Annotated in this window: 15 protein-coding genes and 2 tRNA genes; 4 read left to right on the top strand and 13 right to left on the bottom strand. The window is 44.1% G+C overall.

All coding sequences use genetic code 11. The annotated features are described in order from the left end of the window. Positions 1-65: 65 nt before the first annotated feature. On the bottom strand, positions 66-896 hold the full coding sequence (locus ACSQ8P_RS15100) for an alpha/beta hydrolase family protein (RefSeq protein ID WP_436235933.1): 831 nt from the start codon (positions 894-896) through the stop codon (positions 66-68). Between the two features lie 173 nt (positions 897-1069). On the opposite strand from ACSQ8P_RS15100, the gene ACSQ8P_RS15095 reads away from it, so the two are divergent. Then, positions 1070-2209: a hypothetical protein gene (locus ACSQ8P_RS15095; RefSeq protein ID WP_436235932.1), complete on the top strand. Its 1140-nt coding sequence runs from the start codon at positions 1070-1072 to the stop codon at positions 2207-2209. A 53-nt stretch (positions 2210-2262) separates the two neighbouring features. Here the strand turns inward: ACSQ8P_RS15095 and ACSQ8P_RS15090 are convergent, their stop codons facing one another. The 7 genes from ACSQ8P_RS15090 to ACSQ8P_RS15060 all read right to left on the bottom strand — a co-directional run bounded on the left by ACSQ8P_RS15090 (position 2263) and on the right by ACSQ8P_RS15060 (position 8468). Beyond that, entirely contained in the window at positions 2263-3006 is a 744-nt protein-coding gene (locus ACSQ8P_RS15090; RefSeq protein WP_436235931.1) for a DUF1906 domain-containing protein, read from the bottom strand. Positions 3007-3146: 140 nt separating this feature from the next. After that, positions 3147-3425 (bottom strand): DUF2277 domain-containing protein, encoded by a 279-nt coding sequence (locus ACSQ8P_RS15085; protein ID WP_057314704.1) that lies wholly within the window; start codon positions 3423-3425, stop codon positions 3147-3149. Positions 3426-3535: 110 nt separating this feature from the next. Continuing rightward, positions 3536-4234, bottom strand: coding sequence for a response regulator transcription factor (locus tag ACSQ8P_RS15080; protein WP_436235930.1), 699 nt, complete (start codon positions 4232-4234; stop codon positions 3536-3538). Between the two features lie 18 nt (positions 4235-4252). Continuing rightward, complete coding sequence (locus ACSQ8P_RS15075) at positions 4253-5677, bottom strand: sensor histidine kinase (protein ID WP_436235929.1); 1425 nt, start codon at positions 5675-5677, stop codon at positions 4253-4255. A gap of 12 nt (positions 5678-5689) precedes the next feature. Then, positions 5690-6442, bottom strand: coding sequence for an ABC transporter permease (locus tag ACSQ8P_RS15070; protein ID WP_436235928.1), 753 nt, complete (start codon positions 6440-6442; stop codon positions 5690-5692). Beyond that, complete coding sequence (locus ACSQ8P_RS15065; RefSeq protein WP_436235927.1) at positions 6429-7154, bottom strand: ABC transporter ATP-binding protein; 726 nt, start codon at positions 7152-7154, stop codon at positions 6429-6431. The genes ACSQ8P_RS15070 and ACSQ8P_RS15065 overlap by 14 nt, the downstream gene beginning before the upstream one ends. 60 nt (positions 7155-7214) lie before the next feature. Next, on the bottom strand, positions 7215-8468 hold the full coding sequence (locus ACSQ8P_RS15060; protein WP_436235926.1) for a hypothetical protein: 1254 nt from the start codon (positions 8466-8468) through the stop codon (positions 7215-7217). 159 nt (positions 8469-8627) lie between these two features. Here ACSQ8P_RS15060 and ACSQ8P_RS15055 point away from each other — a divergent pair, with 159 nt between their 5' ends. Beyond that, on the top strand, positions 8628-9230 hold the full coding sequence (locus tag ACSQ8P_RS15055) for a DUF7010 family protein (RefSeq protein ID WP_436235925.1): 603 nt from the start codon (positions 8628-8630) through the stop codon (positions 9228-9230). A gap of 137 nt (positions 9231-9367) precedes the next feature. Here the strand turns inward: ACSQ8P_RS15055 and ACSQ8P_RS15050 are convergent. The 3 genes from ACSQ8P_RS15050 to ACSQ8P_RS15040 form a co-directional block, all read right to left on the bottom strand. Beyond that, positions 9368-9441, bottom strand: a tRNA-Ile gene (locus ACSQ8P_RS15050). Between the two features lie 10 nt (positions 9442-9451). Continuing rightward, positions 9452-9528: transfer RNA gene (locus tag ACSQ8P_RS15045), tRNA-Met, on the bottom strand. An 89-nt stretch (positions 9529-9617) separates the two neighbouring features. Next, a complete protein-coding gene (locus tag ACSQ8P_RS15040; protein ID WP_167356966.1) occupies positions 9618-9782 on the bottom strand; it encodes a hypothetical protein in 165 nt (54 codons plus the stop codon). Between the two features lie 227 nt (positions 9783-10009). On the opposite strand from ACSQ8P_RS15040, the gene ACSQ8P_RS15035 reads away from it, so the two are divergent. Further along, positions 10010-11404 carry a dipeptidase gene (locus tag ACSQ8P_RS15035; protein WP_436235924.1) on the top strand — a complete coding sequence of 465 codons (1395 nt, stop codon included), beginning with the start codon at positions 10010-10012 and terminating at the stop codon, positions 11402-11404. Between the two features lie 24 nt (positions 11405-11428). Continuing rightward, positions 11429-11932 carry an N-acetyltransferase family protein gene (locus ACSQ8P_RS15030; RefSeq protein WP_436235923.1) on the top strand — a complete coding sequence of 168 codons (504 nt, stop codon included), beginning with the start codon at positions 11429-11431 and terminating at the stop codon, positions 11930-11932. A 420-nt stretch (positions 11933-12352) separates the two neighbouring features. Here the strand turns inward: ACSQ8P_RS15030 and ACSQ8P_RS15025 are convergent, their stop codons facing one another. Together ACSQ8P_RS15025 and dapA are read right to left on the bottom strand one after the other, a co-directional pair. Further along, positions 12353-12745: a RidA family protein gene (locus ACSQ8P_RS15025; protein ID WP_436235922.1), complete on the bottom strand. Its 393-nt coding sequence runs from the start codon at positions 12743-12745 to the stop codon at positions 12353-12355. 21 nt (positions 12746-12766) lie between these two features. Continuing rightward, positions 12767-13651 carry a 4-hydroxy-tetrahydrodipicolinate synthase gene (dapA, locus tag ACSQ8P_RS15020; protein WP_436235921.1) on the bottom strand — a complete coding sequence of 295 codons (885 nt, stop codon included), beginning with the start codon at positions 13649-13651 and terminating at the stop codon, positions 12767-12769. Between the last annotated feature and the right edge of the window lie 36 nt (positions 13652-13687).

The following is a 13687-nucleotide window of genomic DNA, read 5'->3' as shown; positions in this document are numbered from 1 at the left end:
ATAGCACTAAAAAAGCTCTCCAGAAGTAGCATAATCTACTCCCAGAAAGCCCTTAAACACCAAATTTACAGATTCAGCATGCTTCGTATTGAACGTCTCGTTTCCTCTATCGCCATTCTCAGTGGCTGCGTCTCTCCTTGAAACGGGTGTACACTCCCAAAGGTATGGTTGCCCCCAGGAATCTTCACCCATTGAATAGCTGCGTTGTTCGCGACTAGCTTCTCAGAACCTTTGATCAACCGTTCCCCATCTTCCGTGCCTTGAACAAGTGTAATTGGGAAGGTCGCTTCACGAATTCTGCCAACAATATCAAATCTCTCTTCGTTGCGTTCCATATCTTCTAGGATTTCAAGATCAAGCGGCATCATCTGCTTCGTTCGCCCATTTAAGGTGTAGGAGCGTCCCGTTTCCCTCATCTCCGCTTTATTCTCCGGTGTTAGCAAATCTACATGAGCAATACCATTCCAGCTGATGACGCCTGCAATTTCCGCAGGATGATCCAATGCATAGATCAAGCTCACTCCCGCTCCTCTGCTATGACCCAGTAATAAGATTGGCTTATCAGTGCCCGCTTGTTTGTGAATATCCGCAATAACAACTTGTAAGTCCTCTAGATCTTTTGTATACGTATCACCTGCGAATTTCTCAAGCTCTGTAAAATCCATCAAATTGTCACCCACACCATTATGGGAAAAATTCAAGGCGACAACATCAACAGTTTCCGCTAATTCGCTTGCTACATAGGGAAACATCCCCCAGTTTTTGAAGCCTTTATAACCATGCAAGAGCAATAATGTGCCCTTACTCGGTTCATACTTGGCTTTATAAATATCGCCTCGTACGACTCGCTGCTCTGACATATGTAATTCAAAAGGTATTCCTTTATAGTCCTCCATCCGTCTCTCCTTCCTTTCGTTACTAAATCATTGATCCATCGTATACTTTTGTTATTTTATCACAATCTAAATCAGACAAGAGAACTTTAGACAACCAAGCTTTTCAAATTTCATGCAAAACAGCCAACACGTATCTTTGACAAGAATGCCATACGAAAAAGGAGGAAGCTCCAATGTTATCAAGTCGAAATCGCAGTAAGCTGCGACTACTATTTCTCACCTTCCTTCTAACTCAGCTTTTGAGTCAAGGAATTAGCAGTAGTTCGCAAGCACAGCATACGGAACCGTTACACAAAGAGATGGCTGTCGAGACGGGAACCATTCAACTTCAAGTCAAAGCATCGCCAGGAGCTCTTTATCAAACAGAACTTACCTTCGTCAATAAAACATTACAACGCGCATTGGAAGAGAGCACGGCAGGCGATATTTCTGCAGAAGCGATTCCTCCGGACACCAGGCTCATGTATGACAAAAAGGGGCAAACAATCCTTCTAGGGGTCACCCCAAGCGGAGATGTCGTTGATTGGACTTCGAAGCAACGTATCATCCTGCCAAGATCGGCTCAGGAAACATTGATGACACAAGTACAATCCCTTCGCGCCAAACACTATGGCGAGCTGCTGCCTTGGGAAGAAGCAAGTCTTGTTCTTCCCAAATATAGTTCATTCACCGTCCTTGATGTGATGAGCGGACTTAGCTTCGAAGGGCAGCGTCGCGCGGGCTCCCACCATGCGGATGTGCAGCCGCTAACGAAAACCGACTCCGCGACGCTCAAAAGCATTTATGGCGGCCAATGGAGCTGGGACCGCCGAGCGGTCCTAGTGAAGCTGAATGGCCGCACGCTCGCCGCCTCCATGCATGGCATGCCGCATGGCGGTGATGGTATACCGGGAAATGACTTCAACGGTCATTTCTGTATTCACTTCCTCGGGAGCGTGACCCACGGCTCCCGCTCCGTTGACCCAGCGCACCAGGTCATGGTGCACCGAGCCGCAGGCTTGCTGCTGGACTACGTCAGCAAGCTCTCGCCCTGGGCGCTGATCGACGTATGGATCAGCGCCGCACACCAAGGTGACCTGCAGCTGTTGCAGGTCACCACTGGGCAAGAACAGGCGATGCATGTGCGAAGCATGCGCCGCCTGTCCAAGTTCAAGGAGCAGGACGTGTCCCAGCTCCTGAAGTTCGACACGGCAGTCGACGTGACGATGACAGCCGCTAGGGCTTCCGCGGTGTCCAGTCGCCACGTGATTTTCCATCTTGAACGTGCCTCTGTACAAGATCGATGGTACATACGCAGTGCGGTAATCCAATGAGTAAAGCCCGGCGCACTATGGAAATATCCATAACTGCCGGGCTTTCTTTTATATTATTGCAAGGATTGACCTGAAACCTTACGTAATTCATTAGCGAGTCGATGAAACTCATTTTGTGCAGGTACGGATGAGGTTGCTCCATATCCCGCTGAAAGGAAGGGAATGATCGCATTTGCATCATTAACAGTAAGCGGATAGCTAGGTGGTTCTGGCGCAATCCTTTTATTCCACCAACCTTCATTCCCATACGATTCATCATAATCAACAGCTATACCATTCGCCATGACATCGTTTAGATATTGATAAATCTGAATAAACGTCGATTTCTTACCTGCGCTCCAAGCATAGGTTTGCCAGAACCGAGAGCAGGCTCCTGCGGCATATACGGCCTCCATGACGGCGTATGAACCATACACACCCGTCGTGTAAGCAGGCGTAGCTTCACTCGCCGCTTTGATATATGCGATAACCGTTGGCATTTGTGCAGCCGACACGTCAAAATCAACAGCAAAATAGATACAGCTGCCCTCCGGTTGACCCACTTCCGCTGCAACCTGCAAAGCAGTTGCACCGTCAGCCAAACCAGCACTTCTACCGCCAAGAGCACGACTCGCCGTTGTCTCAAAAACAGAAACCAACTCTAAGCCAGCTGCACTAATTGCGTCAGATTCTGATTTCGTTAATGCCTTTGCACCACTTGGAACCAAATATCTGGCGACAAATGTATAACCCTGTCCGACGAAAGCAGCCGCTTTTTGTGCCGTAAGCGGTGTTGAACAATCAAACCCTTTCGTCACTTGCCATCACCTACTTTCCATTTGGTATTTACAGCATATGCCAAAAGAACGAGACCTGACACCATCAGGCAACTAAAGTCCCGTTTTCGGGCATGAAAAAAGGCTATTCTCCATAGAGAAAAGCCTTTTCCTTCAATCAATTAAACTTCCTTCGTTCCAAAGCGGATTGCATTTCGTTCTTTGGCTCGCTGCGCTTCTACTTCTCGATTCCGAGGTTCCGCATGCGTAACCAAAGAATCCATTAGCTTCTGTGCTGCCAAAGCTACCTCTTGAACAGCCAACTGGAATGCTGCTTCATTCACTTTAGAAGGCTCGGTAAACCCCGATATCTTGCGCACAAATTGCAGGGACGCCGCCCGAACTTCATCTTCTGTCACAACCGGTTCATAGTTGAAAAGTGGTTTAATATTTCGGCACATGTCTTACTCCTTCGGGCTATGCAACCCATTTACATACACTGTTCTCAATATAATAGATGCTATGTATTTTATCAAGATAGCGAACACTTAGGCACTAGTCATTCTTAGGTTCATACCATAAACCTATACCCGGATCCCCAAACAGTTCCTATATACTGAGGTTTAGATGGGGTTTCCTCGATTTTCTCCCTAATCCTGGCAATATGAACCGTTACCGTGGAGGCGTCACTCATCGCATCCATTCCCCAGATCCGCTCAAACAGCTCTTCCTTGCCAAATACCCGATTCGGATATTGCACAAGAAACAGAAGCAGGTCAAATTCCTTTTGAGCCAGAACAACTTCGTTTCCGTTCACAAACACGCGTCTAGCTTCCTTTTGAAGCTCAAGACCCCTAATCTGGATAGTGGTGCTTCCTTCCATACCTTTTCCAAATCGCTCTTTCATCCGCTCGAACTTTTTCAGATGGGCACCTACTCGAGCCACGAGCTCCCCTGAGCTGAACGGCTTTGTAATATAATCATCCGCACCGAGGCCTAAACCATTCACTTTATATATTTCCTCTGCTCTCGCCGATACCAAAAGCACAGGAATATCATCATTCTCACGTATCGTTCTCAACACTTCAAACCCATCTATATCGGGCAGCATGATATCTAAGATAACAAGCTCAAACGCTTCCTCTTTGAGCGCTCTCAGACCATCATTGCCGTTGTTTACCATCCGAACTGAATAACCGCTTAACTCCAGATAATCTCTTTGCAAATTGGCAATACTCTGGTCATCTTCGACGATCAAAATTCTTTTCATCATAACCTCCAAACCTAGTTAGAACTTTTTAAGAGAGATCATAATCCCGGTTCCCTCACCTACAGCGCTTTTAGCCCATATTTTCCCATCGTGCCCTTCAATAATTTGCTTAGCAATGGCTAGACCCAGTCCACTTCCGTTCTTTCTTGAGGGATCTACCTGATAAAATCGTTCAAATATGAAAGGAAGTTTGTCCTCGGGTATGCCATTTCCATTATCCTTTATTTCAATAATCGCTGATGTTCTAGTTTCCCTAAGTATAATATCAATCTTACCATTTGCTTTTCCGGCATACGTCATGGCATTGTCAATGATGTTTTGCACAACCCTCTTTAATCTTTCGCCATCAATTAAAACTTTGACAGGCTCTTTTAATTCATTTATTAATGATATGGCTACGTTCGCCTTTTCACATTCATATTTATGATCTGCAACACAATCCTCGAAATAACTGGCCAAATCGCTCTTCTCAAAATGGTAAGGAAGCTGATTCAAATCGAGTTTGGAATATAGAAGTAGATCATCAATCATCGCATTGACCAATATAGCTTTGGAACGGGCTGTTTCCAGATACTCCTCCATCTTCTCAGGCGTCTTCGCAACCCCATCAATAATGCCTTCGATATAGCCTTTAATGGAAGTCACAGGCGTCTTTAAATCATGAGAAATACTTGAAACTAGAAACTTTCGATTATCGTCATATTTTTGCTGGATATAAACCGATTCCTTCAGCTTGATCCGCATTAACTCCAAGGTTATCCCTAATTCCCGAATCTCCCCTTCGCCATCTTCTGAAATTTCACTGCTTAGATCGCCTTCCCGAATTTTGATCGCAGCTTCCGTTAGTCTGGAGATCGGTATAATAATTCTACGTGAGAACTTATAGGAGATCCAAACATTCATCAGCAAAAAAACTACTGTGAAAAAACTAATCGTAAAGATGCCAAGCATCCAATATACCTCGGTATTCACCTTGATTGGTGCAAGCAGCAGCAGAATACCCGAATCGCCTGACGGGAGTTTAAAATCTGCTCGATTAAACATATATGTTTTACCATCAAGTTCAATCTCATTGCGATTTGACTCACTGGAGAGCATTAAGCTTTTCTCAATATCTATCTTATTAAAATGTTGTGTGGCGAACCTAACCTCTCTACCCACGATAAGGATCGCACTGGCATTCAAAACGTTCACGCGATCAGTGAGCTCTTGTTGATACTTCGTATCCAGGAGTCCCTCGAACCCCAGGATCAGCGCTTCTCTTTTTATCTCACTGATGGCTGCACGAACCTCAAACGCTCGTTGAAACTGCTCTATACCGACTTCGCGGCCCAAAACTTTCGTATACGTAGCAACAAAAATAATGACAGCCAAGATCGTCAAACCAATGGAAAGCAGCACAGCCAGCGTATTCATCGTGAAAAAACGTTTTGTTAAGTGCATGTAGATTCCTTTCTATATGTCCTTTCTGTCAAACAAGTAATACCCCATCGTAAATAACATGATACCACAACCAAATATAATTAGAATCTGGCGGCTTATTTTGAAGACATTGATGGATTCAGATATCCAAAGGGTATACCAGTCAAACATCGACGTGATAAAAAAACTGGAATAGGATGAGAATACAATGCCCAGAAAATTAAATCCAATAAATACAAGAATGGACAGGAAAAATACGGCTAGTCCTCCCTGAATGAGATTGGATAGCAGCACAACGATAAGCGCAAACACAAATACAGGAAAAAAAGTTAAGCCATATGACACAAAAACCTTTACAATCCCAATGAAACTGGCGGATGAAGGGTTAAAAATAAAGCCAGCTAGCAACGAAAGAACCATAATAAACAATAAGTTGCCAGCAATAAACAGCGCTAAATTCAAAACCTTAGCAGTAAACACGCCAAATCTGGAAACCGGTCGTAAAAGTGTTATTTTCATCGTATTCGATGAGGACTCACCATTAAACATATCAATGGCTATAAATACTGCAAATAAAGGTAACAGCGTATACGTTACAAACGACAGTACGGCTATGGGAAATTCAACGCTCCCTACAACTCTTAATCCAAGGCCATGTTTAATCGTCGTTACAGCAATTTGACCGATCATGACGGCAAGAATGGATAATATCGCGGCTGCCATGATTTTTTTCTTTTTAAGCAGCTTCACGGATTCATTCATAAATGCAGCTTTAAACCCTACCATTCCTGTCCACCTCACTAACAAAATAATTCTCAAGCGACGAATAAAATGACAGAATATGTTGGGTATATTCTACATTAACCAGCTTGCCTCCGTAAATAATCCCGATTCTCGAACACGTTAATTCCACATCGTGAATCAAGTGGCTGGATATAAAGAAAGTCGTGCCTTCCTGGGAAAGTTGTTTGATCAACTTCCTCATCTCCAGCATCCCTTCGACATCCAGTCCGTTTAAAGGCTCGTCCAAAATTAACAGTTTCGGTTTCGACAGAATCGCCGCCGCTATCCCCAGTCTTTGTTTCATCCCGAGCGAAAATTTTTGTGATTTCTCATTTTTATATTTCAGCATCCCCGTGATTTCAAGACATTCATCAATTCTTCGCTGATCGATTTCAGGATAAAATCTTGCAAACAGTCTCAAGTTTTCATTTGCCGTCAAATAGGGATACGATTCCGCTGTTTCAATGATACATCCGACATGTTTCATTGCGTTGACATAGTCTTCTGCCACGCTCGCTCCGAAAATCTTCACATCGCCACGATCCGGCTTCATGAGTCCTGTAATCATCTTCATCGCTGTTGTCTTCCCTGCACCATTAGGTCCTAGAAAACCGAAAATATCACCTTGATCTACGTCTAAATTCAAATCGCTGATTCCTCTGCCATTCGTAAATGACTTGGTTAAGTCCGTTATTTCAATCGCCTTGACTGTCAATTCATCATCTCCCTAAAAAATCTCAGGAAGCCGCTATCCGCCGCCTCCTGAGAATCATTTCTATTCAAATACGCGACTAAATTCTCCATCATAGAAAGGCTTCATACTATTGCTTTGTTTGTAACCATTTTTATCGCTAATCTCTAGATTCATTTCAAAATAAATCTTACCTGCCATGCTTGGATGAATCATCCCTTGCTTCTGTTCACCCTTCGAGTCCGTGTAAGTAAACGTTGGAGACGTCGACAGATTGTACTCGAAATTAAATACATCCTTGTTTGGATACTCGCCCTCAAAACCAGGATTTACGGTTTCGGAATACGTACCTGATACTTTGTCGCCATTTACGCTTGTGATTTTAACTGTTCGCTCGCCGATCTTCATGAACTTACCGTCTTTGTCCAAAATAATATCATTTTGATAGGTTCCTACATATTTAGAGCTGAATCCACTAGAACGACTAACCTTCTCAACCTTGGCTGTAGTTAAATCAGGCATAGTAATCTTTGTACTGCCAATCTCAGACAGCTTTAACATAACATTGAGGTTTAAGTCATGCTGAACCCCATTTTTATCTTTTCCTGACAGCGTGATCTCACCCGTCAGATTTTCTAGATAACCATCTTTACTTTCATTTGCCGTACCTACAACCTTTTTCACAAAAATATCGCTCTCTATAGCTGGTAAATCTCTTTCATTATCCAGCATTTGCTTGATACCGAAGGAGGAGACTGCATTCACGATGGCCGGCACTTGTGCCTCTGACAAACTACCTGAGAACACTTTACCTCCATTTGCGCTTTCTTCAACTTGTACATAATCTTTCAAAGAGCCAACAACAGCGTCAACGATTTTCTCAACCTCAGTTGCTCCCTTTTCTTTAAAAGGGTTATCGAAATCGGCTGGACCTTTACGGTTTTGGTTCACTTCCGCCGAATGATCAAATACATAATATGTATTGTCCAATTCGTTTTTGTCAATCGTTTGATTCTTGTCGGCATACGAATATCTGGAGGTCGTTTCACCTTTGCCGTTTTTCGTTACTTCGTTATTCTCTTTTACTTGATTTACCGTATCCATTTTCATGAAATTGGACGATTGCAGCAAAATTTTATCATTGTCTTTCAGTGTATACATCGTCTCAACCGTATAGTTGTTAAGACCCTTTTCCATCACCGACGCCGTATTTTTCACTGAATCCTTCAACCGATCGTATCCGGATCCAAGCAGCGCATCAGCGAATGCTGTAGATACAAATAGACAAGCTCCAACCGTAAAAAAAAGTACTGTAATTGATTTTTTGCTAAGTTTCATTTCTCTTCTCCTTTTTTAAAACAATTTGCGGGAAACGTTTCCTTACTAGTTATTTTAGTATACGCTTATTGAATCCATCTAAATGGATTATTAACAAAGTATTAACTCTTTCGGAGACAGCGCAGAAACTAAAATTAAATGATAGGAGTCTGATGAATAATGAGTGAATTTGTAAAATTGTCTAAATCAGCTGTCATAGGAGCAGCGAATGGCGTCATGTTCATGACTTTCTTTGGTGCACTCTGGGCTTCCATTGGTATTGTTGGTTCACATCAACTTGTAGCTCAATGGCCACTTGTTCTTTCAGCAATAATAACATTGATCTTACTGAGCGGAGCCATTTCACTATTTGTTAAATCTCGTAGCATAAATCATACTGTAACACCGAAGGAAAGAGAAGACTGGAAACGAATTAATCGAAAATTCGGCTTGATATTTGGTTTGGAAGGACTTGCGATCTTTCTTGCAAGTGTCATTTGCAATACACTCGATCATTTTGAAGTCTTTTTCCCTATTATGGCGATCATTGTTGGTATCCATTTTTTCCCTTTAGCCTCATTGTTTCGAGAAAAATTTTATTATGGTACGGGTATTGTAATGAGTATACTAGGCATCATTTCATTATTTTTACCTATTAACGCCACGATCGGTGATGTATCTCTCATTGCGATTTCTACGTTTATCGGTTTTGGCTCCGCTGTGACGCTCTGGGTGACAGGTTTGAGAATCTGGGTAACCATACTTAAAAAGTTGAAGCAATAATGATAAACGCATGTGCGCACAAGTGTGCACAAACAAAAACAAGCCCCTCATTCCCATCAAAGCTTGATGAGAGCGAGAGGCTTGCTTTCGTCGCTAAAATAAATAAAAACCCTTATATACCAAGGGTTTCCGTACTATGGGCCCAGAGGGACTCGAACCCCCGACCAATCGGTTATGAGCCGACCGCTCTAACCAACTGAGCTATAGGCCCTAATGAAATTTGGTTGCGGGGGCAGGATTTGAACCTGCGGCCTTCGGGTTATGAGCCCGACGAGCTACCGAGCTGCTCCACCCCGCGTCATGTATGCCGCTCAACAGCGACAAAAATAAATATACACCAACGGAGATGGCTTAGTCAAGCGTTAATTTTATGCATAATCAAATCATTTATGTGTTGTATCTAACGCCAAAGCGTCCTTTTTTCGACTTATAAACCTCAACTTCCTGCGGGCACTCATACCCATAGATCCACCAATCTTCTTCCATACGTTTCGCTAAACAGCCCGCTTGAAACTTCGAATCGTATAATTTCGCCCAATATATCCAGTTCATGCGTGTCCCTCCATTATAGTCAGATCGTTACTTTTAGCTTATCCATATAAAGGATCTCTTATTAGCAGTATTGTCCAAAGATGATCTCAAATATGAAGAAAGCCGTTCTAATTGACCAAATAACAAATAAAATGTGACGGTTTACAGGAATAGCAGGAATTTCCCTGCTTTTGGGGAAGTTAAGTGATGTAGACCATTTTGTCAGTTGAAAAAAGGAGAAAACACCCATGATTGAAACAATCAAAAGCTACCTACAATCGCATAGGGATGAACACATAGAAGAACTCATGGCTTTCTTGAGGATTCCAAGCATAAGTGCAGTTGCCCAGCATCAACCGGATATACTGAAATGCGCGGAGTGGACTGCCCAGTCTTTACAAAAAGCCGGACTTGAAAATATTGAAATCATGCCTACGAAAGGTCACCCTGTGGTTTATGCGGATTGGTTGCATGCCCCTGGCAAACCGACAGTGCTGATTTATGGTCATTATGATGTGCAGCCCGCTGAGCCATTAGAGTTGTGGGAAACGCCTCCTTTTGAACCCCTAATCCGTGATAATAAGCTGTTCGGTCGCGGAAGTACGGATGACAAAGGCCAATTGTTACTTTACGTAAAGGTTGTTGAAGCTTTTCTACAAACACATGGGTCGATTCCGGTTAACGTGAAATTCTGCATAGAAGGTGAAGAAGAGATTGCTAGTAAGCATCTACCATCCTTTGTTGAAGAGCATGCTGCTAAATTGCAAGCTGATTCCATCGTACTATCCGACACACAAATGCACGGTCCTGGTAAACCAGCACTCATGTATGGACTTCGCGGCTTAGCCGGATTCGAAATCACGATCGATGGCGCTAATAGTGATCTCCATTCTGGTCTTTTCGGCGGTGCGGTACAGAACCCAATTCACGCAATGACTAAGCTATTAAGCTCCTTTCATGACGAGAATGGACGTGTAGCTGTACAAGGATTCTATGACCGTGTTATCGAACTCTCGGACAAAGAGCGCGAAGCGTTCAAGCAGGTTGAGCCTGATGAAAGCAAGGTTCGCACGGATTTGAACGTCACGGAGCTTTATGGGGAGAAAGGTTTCTCCTTTTACGAACAAACGACGTCCCGGCCTACTCTTGAAATTACATCAGTTAGTGGCGGCTTCCAGGGGGAGGGAATTAAACCAATCATTCCGAATCGTGCTACTGCCAAAATTGCATGTCGCCTAGTCGCTGCGCAGGTTCCTGAGGAAATCATGGATCTGGTCCAAGCCCATATTCATGCACAATCTCTTCCTGGTGTGTCGATTACGTTAGATCGTCAATTGCGAGGGAATCCCTTCATTACACCTATTGATGAGCCAGTTATGGTTGCGGCGGCAGAAGCTTATGAAGAAACTTTCAGTAAATGGCCTGTATATACACGCAGCGGAGGGTCGATTCCGATTGTTGAAGTTTTGGGGCGCGTATTGGATGCGCCTGTCGTGCTTATGGGCTTTGGCCTGCCAGGGGAGAATCTCCATGCTCCAAATGAGCATTTCCATTTGATGAATTGGGACAATGGGACTGAGACGATTAGTCGTTACTGGATGAAGCTAGCTGCATTGGCTGCAACTGCAACAGAATCTAACTAAGTTAGGGTAAAAGGAGTAATTTCTATGGGAAGTCCATTACACATGCGTGATGCACAATTGGAAGATTTAGCAGAAATCGTACGTATCTACAATTCCACGATTGCAGGACGCATGGTTACTGCCGATACAGAGCCCGTCACAACAGCTTCACGCGAGCTCTGGTTTCACGAACACTCTGCCGATTTCCGCCCACTATGGGTGCTTGAAAATGAGAACGGCATTTGTGGCTGGCTGAGTTTTCAGTCCTTCTATGGACGACCCGCTTATAACGCAACTGCGGAAGTCAGTATTTACGTGGATGAAGCATGTCGCGGCCAAGGCATTGGACGCTACTTGATGGAACAAGCGCTTGAAGCTAGTCCCAAGCTGGGGCTCAAGTCTTTGTTAGGTTTTATTTTTGGGCACAATGAGCCGAGCTTACAGCTATTCCGCAAATTCGGATTCACGAATTGGGCGCATTTGCCTGGCGTTGCTGAGTTAGATGGCGTTGAGCGGGATTTAATCATTTTGGGTAAACGTGTAGGTTAGTCGACACTCGTAAAATAAAAAGCGCTACACCTCTCTACCCGCGAAATCAATTTCGCGATGCTAGTGAGTTGTGGCGCTTTATTGTTGATCGCTTGGAGGACAAGGCTATTTTCTATAGTTCCACTTCCATTTAAATGGAATAAATACAGCTAAATTACGCTATTCGGCCTCGAATTTGAAATAAATGGATTTTCTACAGCTAAACCAGGCGAATCGGAGGATTTTGTTCGAACCAACTGAAATTAGCTGCACATTTTCCATCAATTCTATAAAAACATCAGAAAGCTGCGATAATAGATGGATAAAATCCATCTATCCGCTATTCGCTACACACTACTCTCTAAACACAACTCACTACAGACTACTCTACTCTACTCTACTCTACTCACCATTCATTCCTTGATCACACACTGCCACTCTCTACCCAGCCTCCGTCACAATCGCTTCTACCTCTATCTCAATCAACAATTTCGGGTCAATCAGCGCCTTCACTTCGACCATCGTCGCAACAGGCTGCACATCTCGGAAATACTCCCCATGCGCCCTGCCGAACTCTTCCCATAACGATATATCCGTCACGAACATCCGCGTTCGCACCACATCAGATAGCTGTGCGCCGAGCTCTTGGAGTGCCTTTTCAATCGTTTGAAGGATGAATCGAGCTTGCTCATAGGCATTGCCCACGCCAACAACCTCTCCGTCTTTCATCGCTGTCGTCCCAGCGACCTCGATTCGGTCCCCTATGCGAATGGCTCGACAGTACCCGACCACAGGCTCCCAGGGTGAGCCCGTAAACACTCTTGTTCGATTCATTTCGCAATCGCTCCTTACTTCTTACAAATAAGTTGATAATCTCGCTTGTAACCCCTCAGTCACCGGTAATAGCGGCAATCGTAATGCGCCTGAGCCGATAACTCCTTGTTGGTGAAGCAGCCATTTGATCGGAGCCGGATTAGGCTCTTGAAAAAGGAGACGAATCAGCGGAAGCAGCTCCTCGAACTCTCGTCGACTGTCTTCATGTGCCCCGGCAACGAAGCTGCGGATAAACGAAACAAACCTCTCCGTCTCCACATTCGCTGAAGCACTCATAACCCCTTTGGCGCCAGACTGCAGAGCTGCATACAGCAAAGTATCCTCGCCACATAGAACTGGTTTGGAACCCAGTCTTGTCAGTTCCGTGACCAGCTCAATGTTCGGTGTACTGTCCTTCATCCCAATGACCCCATTGATGTCAAGGATGGTTCGAACCGTATCAAGCTCAAGCGTCACACCTGTGCGATGCGGCACATCATACAAGATCACCGGCACTCCAACCCCTGCTACCTGACGAAAATGTTCAATAATCCCCTGCTGACTTGGCTTGTTGTAATAGGGAACTACAACTAATGCAGCTTCTGCACCAAGTTTACCTGCTTCTTCTGTTTTTCGAACTGTTGAACGCGTATCGTTCGTTCCTGTCCCTACAATTAAAGGCACCTCAACATGAGCTGCGTCGCGAGCGGCTTGTGCTGTAGCGAATAACACCCCAAGCTCGTCTTTAGTGATCGTTGGTGATTCTCCCGTTGTTCCATTGACAACCAATCCATCTATTTCATCTTGAAACAAATTATAAGCCTGATTATAAAAGGATGCCGCATCCACTTCAAACTCTTCATCAAAAGGTGTGACGATGGGTACATATAACCCCTGTAGGTCTTGTTCTTTTAGCAAAATAACCATCTCCCTGCCTCGTTTGTTTGTACATTTACTTTAGCA

This window comes from Paenibacillus sp. LjRoot153 (assembly GCF_964253085.1).
In the GTDB taxonomy this organism is placed as follows: domain Bacteria; phylum Bacillota; class Bacilli; order Paenibacillales; family NBRC-103111; genus Paenibacillus_E.
This window is presented reverse-complemented; position numbering and strand designations above follow the sequence as displayed.